General features: G+C 54.0%; 14 protein-coding genes. 2 read left to right on the forward strand and 12 right to left on the reverse strand.

Annotation, left to right across the window (positions count from 1 at the left end):
- Nucleotides 1-118: 118 nt before the first annotated feature.
- The 12 genes from kdsB to AC4IBF_RS14450 form a co-directional block, all read right to left on the reverse strand.
- On the reverse strand, nucleotides 119-865 hold the full coding sequence (gene kdsB / locus AC4IBF_RS14395) for a 3-deoxy-manno-octulosonate cytidylyltransferase (RefSeq protein WP_008499959.1): 747 nt from the start codon (nucleotides 863-865) through the stop codon (nucleotides 119-121).
- The gene (gene ycaR, locus AC4IBF_RS14400) at nucleotides 862-1,044 is read right to left on the reverse strand and encodes a protein YcaR (protein WP_006174474.1); all 183 of its coding nucleotides are present in this window, start codon (nucleotides 1,042-1,044) and stop codon (nucleotides 862-864) included. The genes kdsB and ycaR overlap by 4 nt, the downstream gene beginning before the upstream one ends.
- A 45-nt stretch (nucleotides 1,045-1,089) precedes the next feature.
- Nucleotides 1,090-2,319 (reverse strand): winged helix-turn-helix domain-containing protein, encoded by a 1,230-nt coding sequence (locus AC4IBF_RS14405; protein ID WP_133294101.1) that lies wholly within the window; start codon nucleotides 2,317-2,319, stop codon nucleotides 1,090-1,092.
- A 44-nt stretch (nucleotides 2,320-2,363) separates the two neighbouring features.
- Nucleotides 2,364-3,341 carry a tetraacyldisaccharide 4'-kinase gene (gene lpxK / locus AC4IBF_RS14410; protein WP_491462926.1) on the reverse strand — a complete coding sequence of 326 codons (978 nt, stop codon included), beginning with the start codon at nucleotides 3,339-3,341 and terminating at the stop codon, nucleotides 2,364-2,366.
- Nucleotides 3,338-5,086, reverse strand: coding sequence for a lipid A ABC transporter ATP-binding protein/permease MsbA (gene msbA / locus AC4IBF_RS14415; RefSeq protein ID WP_111964565.1), 1,749 nt, complete (start codon nucleotides 5,084-5,086; stop codon nucleotides 3,338-3,340). The genes lpxK and msbA overlap by 4 nt, the downstream gene beginning before the upstream one ends.
- Before the next feature lie 36 nt (nucleotides 5,087-5,122).
- Nucleotides 5,123-7,387 (reverse strand): ComEC family protein, encoded by a 2,265-nt coding sequence (locus tag AC4IBF_RS14420; RefSeq protein WP_491462927.1) that lies wholly within the window; start codon nucleotides 7,385-7,387, stop codon nucleotides 5,123-5,125.
- A gap of 214 nt (nucleotides 7,388-7,601) precedes the next feature.
- On the reverse strand, nucleotides 7,602-7,889 hold the full coding sequence (gene ihfB, locus AC4IBF_RS14425; protein WP_008499965.1) for an integration host factor subunit beta: 288 nt from the start codon (nucleotides 7,887-7,889) through the stop codon (nucleotides 7,602-7,604).
- Between the two features lie 170 nt (nucleotides 7,890-8,059).
- Nucleotides 8,060-9,733: a 30S ribosomal protein S1 gene (gene rpsA, locus AC4IBF_RS14430; RefSeq protein ID WP_008499966.1), complete on the reverse strand. Its 1,674-nt coding sequence runs from the start codon at nucleotides 9,731-9,733 to the stop codon at nucleotides 8,060-8,062.
- Nucleotides 9,734-9,844: 111 nt separating this feature from the next.
- Nucleotides 9,845-10,528, reverse strand: a complete 684-nt coding sequence (gene cmk / locus AC4IBF_RS14435; protein WP_024907794.1) for a (d)CMP kinase — start codon at nucleotides 10,526-10,528, stop codon at nucleotides 9,845-9,847.
- Between the two features lie 185 nt (nucleotides 10,529-10,713).
- Nucleotides 10,714-11,997 carry a 3-phosphoshikimate 1-carboxyvinyltransferase gene (aroA, locus tag AC4IBF_RS14440; protein WP_127730265.1) on the reverse strand — a complete coding sequence of 428 codons (1,284 nt, stop codon included), beginning with the start codon at nucleotides 11,995-11,997 and terminating at the stop codon, nucleotides 10,714-10,716.
- Nucleotides 11,998-12,066: 69 nt separating this feature from the next.
- Nucleotides 12,067-13,155, reverse strand: coding sequence for a 3-phosphoserine/phosphohydroxythreonine transaminase (serC, locus tag AC4IBF_RS14445; protein WP_143344890.1), 1,089 nt, complete (start codon nucleotides 13,153-13,155; stop codon nucleotides 12,067-12,069).
- Between the two features lie 162 nt (nucleotides 13,156-13,317).
- Complete coding sequence (locus AC4IBF_RS14450) at nucleotides 13,318-14,010, reverse strand: DUF421 domain-containing protein (protein WP_252092701.1); 693 nt, start codon at nucleotides 14,008-14,010, stop codon at nucleotides 13,318-13,320.
- Nucleotides 14,011-14,137: 127 nt separating this feature from the next.
- Here AC4IBF_RS14450 and ycaO point away from each other — a divergent pair, with 127 nt between their 5' ends.
- Both ycaO and focA read left to right on the forward strand, forming a co-directional pair.
- A complete protein-coding gene (ycaO, locus tag AC4IBF_RS14455) occupies nucleotides 14,138-15,898 on the forward strand; it encodes a 30S ribosomal protein S12 methylthiotransferase accessory factor YcaO (protein ID WP_252092700.1) in 1,761 nt (586 codons plus the stop codon).
- A gap of 406 nt (nucleotides 15,899-16,304) precedes the next feature.
- Entirely contained in the window at nucleotides 16,305-17,162 is an 858-nt protein-coding gene (focA, locus tag AC4IBF_RS14460) for a formate transporter FocA (protein WP_008499974.1), read from the forward strand.
- Nucleotides 17,163-17,188 lie beyond the last annotated feature (26 nt).

Raw genomic sequence — 17,188 nt, forward strand, 5'->3', positions numbered from 1 at the left:
CTGCTTTTATAATGAGCGTCCTTAATGAAGATGTCACCCGGAAGAGATCAATCAGGAAAAAGAAAGTGAAAAATAAAGTGGAGAGTGCATCCCTCACTGCGGAGAGATGCCGGTAAGATTAACGCAATTCGGCTCGAACGCGCTCAAGATCTTCAGGGGTGTCTACGCCCGTGCCGGGAACTTCCTCAGCAACGGCAACGTGAATTTTCTCGCCGTACCAGAGCACGCGAAGCTGCTCCAGCATTTCGATATGCTCCAGCGGGCTCGGCGCCCAGGCCACATAGCGGCGAATAAAGCCGGCGCGATAGCCGTAGATCCCAATATGACGCAGGAAGGTATCACCGATGGTCTCTTTAGAAAGCGCAAAGCGATCGCGATCCCACGGAATCGTAGCTCGGGAGAAATAGAGCGCATAGCCTTCCGCATCCATGACGACCTTCACCGCATTCGGATTGAATGCCTCTTCAGCGTGGTGAATGGGTACCGCCAGCGTGGCCATTCCGACCTGACGCTGGGCCAGGTTTTCGGCCACCTGACGGATAATGACAGCGGGGATCATCGGCTCGTCACCCTGCACGTTTACGATGACCGTATCATCACTGAAACCACATTTCTCAACCACTTCCGCCAGACGTTCGGTGCCGGACTGGTGATCGGCGCGGGTCATGCATACCTCACCGCCTGCTGCCTCAACCGCACGGGCGACGTCAGGATGGTCGGTAGCAACAATCACGCGATCGGCACCGGATTCACGCGCGCGTTCAAGAACATGCACAATCATCGGCTTGCCGTTGATATCCACCAGCGGTTTACCCGGCAGACGCGTTGAGGCATAACGCGCAGGGATAATGACAACAAAACTCATGGTTTGCTCTCTTCTGCTACCAGGGAGCGGGCTTCATTTTCCAGCAGTACCGGAATGCCGTCACGCAGCGGGAAAGCCAGGCTGTCCAGCTTGCAGATCAGCTCCTGTTTGTCCTGGCTGTAGTAGAGTTTGCCGTTGCATACCGGGCAGGCAATAATTTCAAGTAAACGGTGATCCATAGTTCCTCCGTATGGGTAATCGCTAAAGCTTAACACATTCCCTTTTCAGGGCGTGCCTGTTTCCCAGCCACTTCGACAGGATGTAAACAATCCATCAGGTACCCGGCCCAGCGTCACGTCGCGGGCACCCTGCCAGCACGCGAATTCGCTAATGGCGGACGTTAACCCTTTTTCCAGGCTCGCCGTCACCCTGACGCCTTCTTGCAGATAAAGCGCAATGATTTCAAGCGTTCCGGTCTTGCGGTGCATTTTGGCATCCATACGCCCGACCAGTTGCCCCTTGTGCAGCAGCGGTAAAACAAAATAGCCGTACTGGCGCTTTGGAGCCGGGGTATAACATTCCAGCCGGTAGCTAAAATCGAACAGCTGCTCGGCGCGTTTTCTGTCCCAGACGACCGGGTCGAAAGGCGACAGCACCGCACTGTGGGTTGCCTGAAGTTTCCCCTCCAGGGCCAGAGGCAGCAGCGGGAGGAGATCCGCATGCAGCCACATTTCGCCCAGCGTTTCCACCGTGACGGGGATGATGCGCTGTTCACGTTGCCAGATGTCCAGCAGCGGTTTCAGCGCGGGCTGGCGAAGGCGGTAATAGTCTGCCAGCCATTGGGGGCGGAAAATCCCCAGGCTGCGGGCGCTGTTCTCCAGCATGATGGCCTCGGCAGTCTCCTGGGTAAGCAGGTCACGCTCGTCGTCCCAGTGCGGCATCACGCGATGCGTCAGGTCGTAGACGCGCTGAAAATTACGCCGCTCAATCACCATGACTTTACCTGAGGTGAACAGCCCTTCGAGATGACGTTTGTGCGGCTTCCACTCCCACCAGCCGCTGGTGCCCTTGCGCGGGTGTTCAAAATCGGCAGAGCGGACGGGACCGTTTTCCTGAATATGCGCGATGAGCTGCTCAATTTCAGCCGCATGCTCCTGCATCCACGCCTGTCGGTATTTCCAGCCCATCTTTTCCGGCGCGAGCATGCGGTGACGAACCAGGGCAAAATCGCTGCGGGGCAGAAAACAGGCTTCGTGCGCCCAGTACTCCATTAACTCCCCCTTGCTTAGCGCTTCATCCAGCCACTGCAAAGGATAATTCCCCAGTCGACTAAACAGGACCAGGTAAGGGCTACGGGCCACAATGTTAATGGTGTCAATTTGAAGCAGCGACATGCGCTGGACGGTAGAGAGAATATCGGCAGGCTGTGCGCGGCGGCGGGGCTTTTTGAGCAGCCCCTGCGCGGCAAGGTGTAAATGACGTGCGGCTGAAAGCGAGAGTTGCGGTAATGACATGCGTTTTCCTGTCAGTCTAAGCGCCACCGGAACCGCGTAAGCCTTTACTGCACCAACGCAATCAGTTCCTGGAGCAAGTGTTCCGGCTGCTCGCCGCTGAGTTCAGCGTCAACCGGCAGATACCACCAGTTATCTTTCGCAAAGGCACGGCATTTTACCGCATCTTTTTCGGTCATGATCAGCGACTGTCCGGGCAAAGTCAGGGCGTCAACCTCCCCTTCCACCAGCGCCTGATGGTCGGCCAGCGGAACGCGCTTTTCCAGACGGGCACCACACTGTTCCAGCGTCGCGAAGAAGCGTGGCGGATGACCAATACCCGCCATCGCCACCGGTGAAGGCAGCTCAGCAACCGACCGGCGTTCCCCCGTCAGCAGGTTAATCGCAGGACCCGGCTGCAGGTGCATGGGGATTTCACCCGATTTTGCCTCTCCACCGTTCACAATCACCGCATCAACGGACTTCAGTCGCGAAGCACGTTCACGCATGGGGCCAGCGGGCAGCCACCAGCCGTTGCCGAAACGACGAACGCCGTCGATAACTACAATCTCTTTATCACGCGCCAGAGCGTAATGCTGCAGGCCGTCGTCAGTGATGATGATTTGTGCCGCGTGTTTAGCAAGCAGGGCCTGCACGGCGTCGCTGCGCACCGGGGAGACCGCAACTGGCGCGCCGGTACGCTGGAAAATCAATACTGGCTCATCACCCGCTTCTGCGGTCGTGGTTTCCGCCGACAGCAGCAGCGGATAACGCGCCGCTTTGCCACCATATCCGCGCGATACCACCCCTGGGCGGATGCCGCGTTTTTGCAATTGCTCCACCAGCCAGATCACCACCGGCGTTTTACCGTTGCCCCCTGCCGTAAGATTACCGACAACCACAACCGGCACCGGCGCGCGCCAGGCACGCTTCAGCCCCAGACGGTAAAGCAGACGGATAATGCCGCTTACCAGGCCGTATAGCCAGGATAGCGGCAAAAGCAGCAGCCACAGCGGGTTCTCACCGGACCAAATGCGTGCAATCATTCGCCAAACTGCATCTTATGAAGCTGGGCGTAAACGCCGCGGTGCTCCAGCAGGTCAGCATGGCTTCCGCGTTCAACAATGATACCGTCCTCAACCACGACGATTTCGTCAGCCTGCTCGATAGTCGACAGACGGTGTGCAATCACCAGCGAGGTACGGTTCTTTTGCAGCTCATCCAGCGCAGACTGAATAGCACGTTCTGATTCCGTATCCAGCGCAGAGGTCGCTTCGTCCAGAATCAGAATCGGGCTATCGCGCAAGAGCGCACGCGCAATGGCGATACGCTGACGCTGACCGCCAGAAAGAAGTACCCCGTTCTCACCGATTATCGTATCCAGGCCGTTATCCATCTTATTGATAAAGTCCATTGCGTAGGCCATACGCGCGGCGTTCTCAATCTGCTCGCGGCTGTACTCATCAGTGCGCGCGTAAGCGATGTTATTGGCGACCGTATCGTTAAACAGATGCACGTTCTGAGAAACCAGAGCAACCTGGTTACGCAGCGACTGAAGGGTATACTCCCGTAAGTCATGCCCGTCTAACAGGATCTCACCTTCGTTAATATCGTAAAAACGGGTGATCAGACTGGCAATGGTCGATTTACCCGAGCCGGAACGGCCTACCAGCGCCACGGTTTTACCCGCAGGAATGGACAGGTTGATATTACGCAGGGCCGGTGTTTCGCGGCCAGGGTAGGTAAAGGTCACATTGCGAAACTCAACGTCGCCGTTTGCACGCTCAATGACGCGCTTACCTTCATCTTTTTCCTGCTCGGAATCCAGAATGCTGAACAGGGTCTGACAGGCCGCCATCCCACGCTGGAACTGGGCATTGACGTTTGTCAGGGATTTCAGCGGACGCATCAGGGCGATCATTGAGGAGAAGACCACGGTGATGGTACCCGCCGTCAGCGTCTCCATGACGCTTGGGAAGCTTGCCGCATACAGGACGAATGCCAGCGCCAGTGACGCAATCAGCTGAATAATCGGGTCAGAGATGGAAGAGGCTGAGACCATTTTCATCCCCTGAAGACGCATTTTGTTGCTGACTTTATCAAAGCGTTTTGTTTCGACTTCCTGACCGCCGAATATCAACACTTCCTTATGCCCTTTCAGCATCTGTTCCGCGCTAGTGGTCACCTGCCCCATCGTGTTCTGCATATTCTTACTAATATTGCGGAAGCGCTTTGAGACGACGCGGATGGCAATAGAAACTACCGGCGCCAGAACGATAAGGATGAGCGACAGCTGCCAGCTGTAATAGAACATCATCACGAACAGGCCGATGATTGACGCGCCCTCACGCACAACGGTGATCAGTGCGCTTGAGGACGAGGAGGCAACCTGCTCGGAGTCGTAGGTAATACGCGACAGCAGCGTCCCGGTAGACTGTTTGTCAAAGAACGAGACCGGCATGCCCATCATGTGGCTGAACAGGCGACGGCGCATGGTCATCACCACTTTCCCGGATACCCAGGAAATGCAGTAGCTGGAGATGTAGCTGGTGATACCGCGTAAGATCATCAGTCCGATAACCACCAGAGGCATCCACAGCAGCACTGAGCGATCCGTTTTACCAAAACCGTCGTCCAGTAACGGTTTGAGAAGCGATAGCATAAAAGTATCGCTGGCTGCGTTGAGGATTAACGCTACTCCCGCCACGATCAGGCCTGTTTTAAAGGGCGCAATCATCGGCCAGAGACGGCGGAAGGTTTGCCACGTGGAGAGATCTTTGTCGTTATGCATTCAAAAAACCAGCATTCGTTGAAATAGCCGCATATTCTACCCGTTATCGACGGGCGCGCCAAACCACTGATGATACCAAACGGGTAAAAATTGCTCTCGCAAGCGCCGGATTTGCCAGTGATGTTGCGAGAATGTCACCGATATTTGTCCAGAATGAGGGGTATCGTGCCAGATATACCCCTCTTTTCGATAGCGTCGGACAACTTTTGCTGACGGGAATCGCCATGCGTTATAGCGGGCCGCTGAATCCAGGGCGATTTTACCTTCCACGCGCTGTACCAGCGGCAAGGAAGAAGAAGTAATGCTGCCATGATGGGGCACCTGTATGAGGGTAGAGGTCAGATAACGCCAGTAATGGCTAAGCATAGCCTGTTCCGCCTGCGCTTCAATATCTCCTGTTAGCAGAACACTCTGCTCACCGTCGTCGATTTTTACCACGCAGGAATGGTTGTTTCCCTGAGCCGGGTAATTTTCAGGGGGCCAGTGTACGGTGAAGGAGAGTCCCTGCCATCTCCATCTCTCCCCGCGAAAACAGGGGTGATGCCCCGCCTGGCGCAATGGGCTTCTTACCCACAGGTCAGGCCACGCTTTTTGCAACGATGCGAGGCCTCCCGCATGGTCGAGGTGCTCATGACTGAGAATAACGCCTTCAGGCCGCAGGTGATGCCAGCGAAGCCACGGGATAATTAACCGCTGTCCGCTGTCCCCGCCCGGCCAGGCGAGCCCGGTATCATAGAGAATGGCTTTCCCCTGCCGTTCAATGACTATTGCCAGCCCCTGCCCCACATCCAGCATATGTACCGTCCAGCTCTCGCTTTTTTCCGTTCTCCAGAGAGGAAATGTCAGTAAAACACTTCCTGCAAAACAAACGGCGGGAAGGGTTTTCCAGGCACGAAAACGCCAGCCAATGATGATAAGCCAGGGCAGTAGTGTCATGTACTGCCAGCGTTGATCTACACTCTGCCAGCCATCAGGCAGGCGCATGAGGAGCCAGAATAGCCCCGCAAGTGACTTATCGGCTGCAAACCAGACAACGCTTTCCAGTGCTTCCAGCGGCAGCAGATGAAGCAGCATGCCGAGCAGGATCAGCGGTACGGAGACAAACGTCACCAGAGGAACGGCAAAGAGATTCGCGACCAGTGAGGTGAAGCTGAAGCCATGGAAAATCAGAACCTGTAACGGCATCAGCAGCATCAGCATACCGACCTGCAGAGAGAGCAGGTTCAGCAGCGGCCGTATACGTCGAGCCCGTTGCCAGTCAGGAAGAGGCAGCCACTGAAACCAGAAAATCAGCGCGGCGACGGCAAATGCAGACAGGGCAAGACTCTGCGAAAGTACGGCTAAGGGATCGCTTATCAGGATCGCTGCGATACAGCATCCCCATACCTGCCAGGGAGACCATTGGCGGGCAGCGATCCGCAACATTGCAAGCACAGCAAGCGCGATGACCGTTCGTAGCGCAGGAGGTTGCAGACCGGTAAGCCAGGCATAGAAGGCGGCAAAGCATAACCCAGCCAGGAGAGGCATTTGCCAGTAGACCCGATGGCTGGGTAATAAAAACTGGAGTCCACGTGCAAGTAACCAGACGAGGGATGCCGCCAGCGCGATATGCAGGCCCGAAATCGCCATCAAATGCAGCGTCCCGGTTTCACGCATCAGGTCTTTTATTTCCCGGGGAACATCCAGACGTTCACCCATCCCAAGTCCGAGGATAACCGCACCCCAGCGGTAAGCAGAAAGTCGGTTTTGCAGTGACATCAGGTATTGCGCTCGCAGGCTGCAGCGCCCATCGACGAGTTCAGCACGGGTGAAGCGCCCACTCAGCGTTTGATGTTGGGCAAAGGCGCTGCGCTGAGAATCATAACCGCCGTCGTTCAGTTCGCCATGGGCAGGCCTGAGCCTGAGCGTCATGGTCCAGCGCTGACCGGCACACGCTTTCTGTGGCAGATAGTTGCCATACAGCGTTACGCCGGTTGAAGCCCACCAGCGCTTGCCATCAATGCTGCGAATGTTTCCCTGATGCAGAGTAGCGCCGTCGGTCGATGTGAGTTCTACCTCAGCATGCACAGCCCCCGTGGTTAAATGCTGCATCGGCCAGACGCTCTCCTGCGCGGCCAGAATGCCCCACGCACAAAATAACAGCGTAATACCAGCATACTTCACTCGATGGTTTTGCCATGCAGCAAGCACTATCCCGCCAGCCACCATGACCCACACGGTGTATGGTGATGGCAGTTCAGGTAACCAGAGTAACGGGGCTATCGCCAGAATGGCGCAGATACTAAGCGTGGGAATTCCCATTGCTACCTCCCTGTTTCAGAGCGGCAGTATGTATGCAAGCAGTGCGAAATGTCAGATGAGAAGAATGCGTTTTACAGCGCGCGCTGTGTTGTTTTTATCGGCTTACAGAAAACGAAACTGAAAATGCGGGACATCTTCAGAATAAAAGCGACAGACACAAAAAAAGCACCCGCAGGTGCTTTCTTTCGAACCCAGTTTAACCGGCTGGCTAAACTCAGTTACCGTAAATATTGGCGCGATCGCGCAGTTCTTTACCCGGCTTAAAGTGTGGAACGTACTTACCTTCCAGCTCGACTTTATCGCCAGTTTTCGGGTTACGCCCGGTACGTGGAGCACGATAGTGCAGAGAAAAACTACCGAAACCGCGGATTTCAATGCGCTCGCCCTGGGCAAGAGTGGAGGCCATATGCTCCAGCATCTCTTTTACGGCATCTTCCACTGCCTTGGCAGGGATATGCGGTTGCTGACTGGCAAGTCTTTCAATCAATTCTGACTTGGTCATGATTCCTCCGGTTCCTTTCAAACCAATTAGCTGAACAGCTCATTAAACAAGGGCGGCCGTAGCCGCCCTTTGTTATTGATTACAGGACGAATCCTGCAATCTGTCAAGTTTGCTCCTCATCCTTCACGCTGTAAATGCGTTACAGCGCAAATGATGCTGAGAACCTGATATTACTCGCCTTTAGCTGCTTTGAAAGCTTCAGCCATTGCGTTGTTAGAGAAGTTTGCATCTTCCTGTTTGTTAACAGTTGCGATTGCATCTTTCTCATCAGCTTCGTCTTTAGCACGAACAGACAGGCTGATTGCACGGTTCTTACGGTCAACACCGGTGAACTTAGCTTCAACGTCGTCGCCTACGTTCAGAACCAGAGTGGCATCTTCAACGCGGTCACGGGAAGCTTCAGAAGCGCGCAGGTAACCCTCAACGCCGTCAGCCAGTTCTACGGTTGCGCCTTTAGCGTCAACTGCAGTTACTTTACCGTTTACGATTGCGCCTTTCTTGTTCAGTGCAACCCAGTTGTTGAACGGATCTTCTGCGAGCTGTTTAACGCCCAGGGAGATACGCTCACGCTCTGCGTCAACCTGCAGAACAACTGCAGCGATTTCGTCGCCTTTTTTGTATTCACGAACTGCTTCTTCGCCTGCAACGTTCCAGGAGATGTCAGACAGGTGAACCAGGCCATCGATGCCGCCGTCCAGGCCGATGAAGATACCGAAGTCAGTGATAGACTTGATTTTACCTTCAACACGGTCGCCTTTGTTGTGGGTTTCCGCGAACTGCTGCCATGGGTTGTTTTTGCACTGTTTCAGGCCCAGGGAGATACGACGACGTTCTTCGTCGATATCCAGAACCATCACTTCCACTACATCACCAACGTTAACAACTTTGGATGGGTGGATGTTTTTGTTGGTCCAGTCCATTTCGGAAACGTGCACCAGACCTTCAACGCCTTCTTCGATTTCAACGAAGCAGCCGTAGTCAGTCAGGTTGGTTACGCGACCAGTCAGTTTAGTACCTTCTGGGTAACGCTTAGCGATAGCTACCCATGGATCTTCGCCCAGCTGTTTCAGGCCGAGGGATACACGAGTACGCTCGCGGTCGAACTTCAGCACTTTAACAGTGATTTCGTCGCCCACGTTCACGATTTCGCTTGGGTGCTTAACGCGTTTCCACGCCATGTCGGTGATGTGCAGCAGGCCATCAACGCCGCCCAGGTCAACGAATGCGCCGTAGTCAGTGAGGTTCTTAACGATACCTTTGACTTCCATGCCTTCCTGCAGGTTTTCCAGCAGCTGATCGCGTTCTGCGCTGTTTTCAGATTCGATAACGGCACGACGGGAAACAACAACGTTGTTACGCTTCTGGTCCAGCTTGATTACTTTGAACTCAAGCTCTTTGCCTTCCAGGTGCAGGGTGTCACGGACTGGACGAACGTCTACCAGAGAACCTGGCAGGAACGCACGAATACCATTCAGCTCAACAGTGAAGCCACCTTTAACTTTGCCGTTGATAACACCGACCACAGTTTCAGCTTCTTCGTAAGCTTTTTCCAGCGTGATCCAAGCTTCGTGACGTTTCGCTTTCTCACGAGAAAGCAGGGTTTCACCGAAGCCGTCTTCTACTGCGTCCAGAGCAACGTCAACTTCGTCGCCAACCTGGATTTCCAGCTCGCCCTGGGCGTTTTTGAACTGCTCTGCCGGAATGGCGGACTCAGATTTCAGACCGGCGTCAACCAGTACTACGTCTTTGTCGATAGCAACAACAACACCGCGAACGATGGAACCCGGGCGGGTTTCGATTTCTTTTAAGGATTCTTCAAACAGTTGAGCAAAAGATTCAGTCATGTTTAATCTTCAGGTTAATATTAACGTCCACCTGGCTCCGTGCCGGATGGGGTTGTTTCACATACCCGCCGTCAATCCATTGCAGCGGGGGTACTGCTAAATCGGTCGCGATTACGCGAGTGCCAGTTTTTGGCGCGCATATTGTAGCGCTTTTTCAATCACTTGCTCAATAGTTAAACTGGTTGAATCCAGAACTAATGCATCTTCTGCTGGAACAAGTGGAGCGACGGCGCGGTTACGATCGCGGTCATCGCGCTCTTTTATCTCGGATAAAAGGCGATCAAAGTTAACACTAAACCCCTTTTCCTGCAACTGAAGCATGCGGCGCTGAGCGCGTTCTTCCGAAGAGGCGTCAAGGAAAATTTTCACAGGTGCATCAGGGAATACCACGGTTCCCATATCGCGTCCGTCCGCGATCAAACCCGGGGCTTCACGAAACGCGCGCTGACGACGTAACAACGCCTCACGAACGCGCGGGAAGGCCGCTACCTGAGAGGCCGCATTCGCCACTTCCTGAGTACGGATTTCCCCGCTCACGTCTTCCCCTTCAAGGATCACTTCCAGGTTGCCATCGGTCGACACGAAACGCACATCAAGATGCGCGGCCAGCGGAACCAGCGCTTCTTCTGACGCCACGTCCACGTGATGATGTAGCGCAGCCAGAGCCAGCACGCGATAGATTGCTCCCGAATCTAAAAGATGCCATTGCAATGCTTCCGCCATCGCTTTGCACAGAGTCCCTTTCCCTGCGCCACTCGGCCCATCAATGGTGATTACCGGGGCAATTGCCGTCATCTTTTTCTCCTTAAATAAGGCATACCGTTTACATGAACGCCGCGCATTATACGCGTCAACGTGCGCAACTGTTACCTTTGCGTGCAAATTACGGATTGATTGAAGCAGAGTGTAGAAGAAATGAACGGAAGTGTTCGTCAGGAAGCGTAAGGAAATGCCGCATCAGGCGATGCGGCAAGGTGTTATCAGGCCAGCGTGCTAATGCGTGCCAGCTGTTCGAAGTAGTCCGGGAACGTTTTCGCCGTACATTTCGGGTCAAGGATGGTCACAGGCGTGTCTGACAACGCCACCAGCGAGAAGCACATCGCCATACGGTGATCGTTGTAGGTTCCGATCTCGGCAACCTGCAGTTTTGCAGGAGGCGTGATGCGAATGTAGTCTTCGCCCTCTTCCACCTCAGCGCCGACCTTACGCAGCTCGGTCGCCATCGCGAACAGACGGTCAGTCTCTTTTACGCGCCAGTTGTAGATATTACGCAGCGTGGTGGTGCCTTTTGCAAACAGCGCCGCAGTGGCAATGGTCATCGCCGCATCCGGAATATGGTTCATGTCCATATCGATGGCATTCAGATCGCCATGGGTACAGGCGATGAAGTCATCACCCCAGGTCACAACCGCGCCCATTTTTTCCAGCACGTCCGCAAAACGTATGTCGCCCTGCACGCTATTGCGACCAATACCGGTGACCTTCACGGTACCGCCTTTGATCGCACCCGCAGCCAGGAAGTAAGAAGCCGAAGAAGCGTCGCCTTCAACCAGATAGCTGCCCGGAGACTGGTACTGCTGCGCCCCACGCACCACGAAGCGCTGATAAGACTGGTTTTCAACCTCGACACCGAAGGTTTTCATCAGGTGCAGCGTGATATCAATATAAGGTTTGGAGACCAGCTCGCCTTTAATCGTAATAACCGTATCCTGCGGCGCCAGCGGCGCGGTCATCAGCAGTGCCGTCAGGAACTGGCTGGAGACGCTGCCGTCAACCTCGACGTGACCGCCGTTAAAACCACCGCGCAGACGCAGTGGCGGATAGTTTTCCTGCTCCAGATACTCAACCTGCGCGCCGCCCTGACGCAGGGCATCCACCAGATGGCCAATCGGACGCTCTTTCATGCGAGGTTCGCCGGTCAGCACAATGTTGTTGCGCCCAAGACACAGGGCCGCCGCCAGCGGACGCATCGCGGTACCCGCATTGCCCAGAAACAGCTCAAGCTCTTCATCCGTCTGCAGCGCGCCGCCGCTGCCGGTCACTTCGCAGCGGGTACGATCGTCGGAGAGAATGTAATGAACACCCAACGCTTTCAGCGCATTGAGCATATGGCGTACGTCATCGCTGTCCAGCAGGTTTGTAAGGACGGTGGTGCCGTTTGCCAGTGCTGCCAGCAGCAGAGCGCGGTTCGAGACACTTTTTGAACCAGGCAGATTAATGGTGCCATCTACCCGCGCGATAGGTTGTAACGTCAGGGATTCCATGAAAACTTAACTCTCAACTCAACATAATAAAAACCCCGCAGCAGGGCTACGGGGGTGAAAACAGCGCTATTAACCGTGGCGACGTTCGAAGTCGATCATGAAATCCGTCAGAGCTTTAACGCCTTCCAGCGGCATCGCGTTATAGATGGAGGCACGCATGCCGCCAACGACACGGTGACCTTTGAGCGAATGCAGGCCTGCCGCGAAGGACTCTTCAAGGAACACTTTATCCAGGCTGCTGTCCGCCAGCTGGAACGGCACGTTCATGCGGGAACGGTTAGCTTTCGCCACATCGTTGCGATAGAAATCGCTTTTGTCGATCACGCCATACAGCAGTTCAGCTTTCTGCTGATTCACCTTGTCCATCTGCGCCACGCCGCCGTTTTGCTTCAGCCATTTGAAGACCAGGCCTGAAAGATACCAGGCAAACGTTGGTGGGGTGTTGAACATAGAATCGTTATCGTTCAGCACGGTGTAATCGAGAATCGACGGGCAGGATTTATGCGCTTTACCCAGCAGGTCTTCACGCACGACGACGATAGTCAAACCGGCCGGACCGATATTTTTCTGCGCGCCCGCATAGATAACGCCGTAGCGGCTGACATCAATTGGCGCAGACAGAATGGTGGAGGAGAAGTCGGCGGCAACCACGACATCGCTGCCGAAGTTTGGCGTCTCGTCGATGGCAATCCCGTCAATGGTTTCGTTCGGGCAGTAGTGCAGATACGCTGCGTTATCAGAAAGCTGCCACTCGCTCATTGGCTTCACGGCGCGCAGGCCATCAACGGTCACTTTGGCGTCGATAACATTCGGCGTGCAGTATTTATGCGCTTCTTTAACGGCGCTCGCAGCCCAGTAGCCCGCGTCAACGTAGTCAGCCGTCGTTTTGTCACCGAGGATATTCAGCGGAACGCCTGCAAACTGGCCGCGTCCACCGCCGTGGCAGAACAATACTTTGTAGTTCGAGGGAATATTCAGCAGATCGCGAAAATCCTTTTCTGCCTCTTCGGCCACCTGAATAAACTCTTTACCACGGTGGCTGATTTCCATCACCGACGTACCGAGACCGTTCCAGTCACAGAGTTCCTGTTGAGCCTGTTTAAGCACGTCTGCCGGTAACATTGCCGGACCTGAACTGAAATTAAAGACTTGAGCCATTTCCCCTCACCACGCTAAAAGCCATAAGTTATAACTGTGGATATCGGTTTTATCATTCAGTGACACGCGCCGCAATGTCTAAAACTTATGACCCTTGAAATGTGCCCCGCGTCACACAAAACAATCTGCCGCCTCGCCATCACAAAACCGACAAAATGGCTGTCAGGTGATGCGTTTGGCCCGGCTAACCTTCGTCCATTCTGGATTTGCACAGCGGGGGCATAATTGACGATCCCCCGGCTGCATCGCGAGCACGTGGCTACATCTCACGCAGGCATACTCGCCTGACTCAGGTACGGTTCTGAAACGCTCGATCAGCATATCCGGCAGGATACACAGTCCCGGCTTCACCTCGTCGTCAGAATAGTAATAGACGCAGATCTGCCCGTTGGTCTCCATGATCGCCAGACGCACCTGCCCGAGCTGTTCAACGCTATTCAGTCGTAGCTCCATAAAGAACTCGAACTCGGTCATATTGGCGCTTTGTACATTTTCCCAGGCCAACTGCCCGTCCTCGACGATAACGACCGGCTTCCCCTCAAGCAGATCTTCCAGCTTTTCGCTTTTCGACATCAGCCACATGACAAGGCGATAAAGAAGCGCCAGTGAAACAAAAACGATAAACACCGGCACCATCGGCACATCATCATAGAAGGCGACATCCCCCGCCGCTGAACCCAGCGTCAGGATGATCAACACCTCAAAGAGCGACATCTGCCGTACGCCGCGACGGCCGGTGATTTTAAGAAACAGGAAGACAAGTACGAAGGTATACAGGCTGCGGAGCGCCACTTCGCCCAGAAATTCAGGAGGAACTTTATCAAACGCCATCCGCTGGAGATCAAATGCTTTCATTTTTCTATGCCTTAACAGTCAGTTACTGCCACTAAGCATAGCCCAGCCATTTATTTTCGCCGAAGATAGCACCCGTCACTCAAAACCCGTATCATTGCGCGCTTTACGTACGATAAAAGTGAACGCCATGACTCAAACGTTTATCCCCGGCAAAGATGCCGCTCTGGAAGATTCCATCGCTCGCTTCCAGCAGAAACTGACCGACCTGGGTTTTAACATCGAAGAAGCCTCCTGGCTCAATCCGGTGCCTCACGTCTGGTCCGTGCATATTCGCGATAAAGACTGTGCCCTGTGCTTTACCAACGGTAAAGGCGCGACAAAAAAAGCGGCACTGGCCTCTGCGCTGGGTGAGTATTTTGAGCGTCTGTCCACCAACTATTTCTTCGCTGACTTCTGGCTGGGCGAGACCATCGCTAACGGCCCGTTCGTTCACTATCCAAATGAAAAATGGTTCCCGCTGACCGAAGACGACGAACTGCCGGAAGGTATTCTCGACGCACGCCTGCGTGCCTTCTACGATCCAGACAACGAACTGACCGCCAGCATGCTGATCGATCTGCAGTCTGGCAATGAGGATCGTGGGATCTGCGCCCTGCCGTTTACCCGTCAGTCTGACGAGCAGACCGTCTATATCCCGATGAACATCGTCGGCAACCTGTATGTGTCCAACGGTATGTCCGCGGGTAACACCCGCAATGAAGCGCGCGTGCAGGGCCTTTCCGAAGTCTTTGAACGCCACATTAAAAACCGCATCATTGCCGAATCCATTAGCCTGCCTGAAATTCCGGCCGACGTGCTGGCGCGCTACCCGGGCGTGGTGGAATCCATCGCTAAGCTGGAAGCAGAAGGTTTCCCAATCTTTGCCTATGACGGCTCGCTGGGCGGCAAGTACCCGGTTATCTGCGTCGTGCTGTTCAACCCGACAAACGGCACCTGTTTCGCCTCCTTTGGCGCGCACCCTGACTTCGGCGTGGCGCTGGAACGCACCGTCACCGAGCTGCTGCAGGGCCGTAGCCTGAAAGATCTCGACGTGTTCACACCGCCAACGTTTGACGATGAAGAAGTGGCTGAACATACGAACCTCGAAACCCACTTCATTGACTCCAGCGGTTTGATCTCCTGGGATATGTTCAAACAGGACGCAGACTATCCGTTCGTGGACTGGAGCTTTGCAGGGACAACGGAAGAAGAGTTCGCGACGCTGATGGCGATTTTCAAAGCCGAAGACCAGGACGTCTATATCGCCGACTACGAGCACCTGGGCGTCTATGCATGCCGCATTATTGTTCCCGGCATGTCCGACATCTACCCTGCAGAAGATCTGTGGCTGGCGAATAACAGCATGGGTGCACATCTGCGCGAAACGCTGCTGGCTCTGCCTGGCAGCGAGTGGGAAAAAGAAGATTATCTGAACCTGATCGCCCAACTGGACGAGGAAGGCCACGATGACTTCACCCGCGTACGCGAACTCCTGGGTCTGGCGACAGGTAAAGATAACGGCTGGTATACCCTGCGTATTGGTGAGCTGAAAGCGATGCTGGCCCTGGCGGGTGGCGACCTGGATCAGGCCCTGGCCTGGACCGAGTGGACCATGGAATTCAACCAGTCGGTCTTCTCTGCCGAGCGCACCAACTATTACCGTTGCCTGCAAACCCTGCTGCTGCTTGCACAGGAAGAGGATCGCGAACCGCTGCAATACCTGAACGCTTTCGTGCGCATGTACGGTGCTGAGGCTGTAGAAGCAGCCAGCGCGGCCCTGAGCGCTGAAGCGCCGTTCTATGGCCTGCAGGCTGTTGATAGCGATCTGCAAGCCTTCCCGGCGCACCAGTCGCTGCTGAAGGCCTACGAAAAACTGCAGAAAGCAAAAGCCGCTTACTGGTCAAAATAAGCGCACATAACATTACCAGCAGTAGGCGTATTCAATCGTCTGGGCTATATTACGGGGCAATTTCATTGCCCCGTTTTTTATTTTCTTCGGCAATGACTGTTGATTGTAATAATAAAGTTAAACATGGGTAAATATAATAATATTTACCTGGGCTTTACTGTTACTTTTTATGGTAAATACTCCATATTAATTAACTGTATCCGAGGTGGCTGAACGAAAAAATTCAACTCTTTTCATAACTTTTAAAATTTATTTTTATACGGATAATCAAACACTTACTCCGCATTTGCTGTAAATCCATACACACTGCGGGCCTATAAGCCAGGCGAGATATGATCTATATCAATTTCTCTTCTATAATGCTTTGTTAGTATCTCGTCGCCGACTTAATAAAGAGAGAGTTAGTGTGAAAGCTGACAACCCTTTTGATCTTTTACTCCCTGCTGCGATGGCCAAAGTTGCCGAAGAAGCGGGTGTCTATAAAGCAACGAAACACCCGATGAAGACGTTCTATCTGGCGATCACGGCTGGTGTGTTCATCTCTATCGCTTTCGTCTTCTACATCACCGCCACCACCGGTACTGCCGGAATGCCTTTCGGTATGGCCAAACTGATTGGCGGCATTTGTTTCTCACTGGGTCTGATTCTCTGCGTCATCTGCGGCGCCGACCTCTTCACCTCAACGGTGCTGATTGTCGTGGCAAAGGCCAGCGGAAGAATTACCTGGGGTCAGCTGGCACGTAACTGGCTTAACGTCTACGTGGGTAACCTGGTTGGCTGTCTGCTCTTTGTTTTGTTGATGTGGCTTTCTGGCGAGTACATGACCGCCAACGGTGGCTGGGGCCTTAACGTCCTGCAAACCGCCGACCACAAAATGCACCACACATTTATCGAAGCCGTTGCTCTCGGCATCCTCGCTAACCTGATGGTCTGCCTGGCTGTATGGATGAGCTACTCGGGTCGTAGCCTGATGGACAAAGCCTTAATTATGGTTCTGCCGGTTGCGATGTTTGTTGCCAGCGGCTTTGAGCACAGTATCGCGAATATGTTCATGATCCCAATGGGCATTGTCATCCGCGACTTTGCGAGCCCGGAGTTCTGGACCGCAGTTGGTTCATCCCCGGAAAGTTTCTCACACCTGACTATTATGAATTTCATTACTGATAACCTGATCCCTGTCACTATCGGGAACATTATCGGTGGGGGTCTGTTAGTTGGGTTGACATACTGGGTCATTTACCTGCGTGGCGACGATCATCATTGATGGTTTTCTCAGGCAGTAAATAAAAA

This window comes from Enterobacter sp. Taxon_8, from assembly GCF_058354585.1.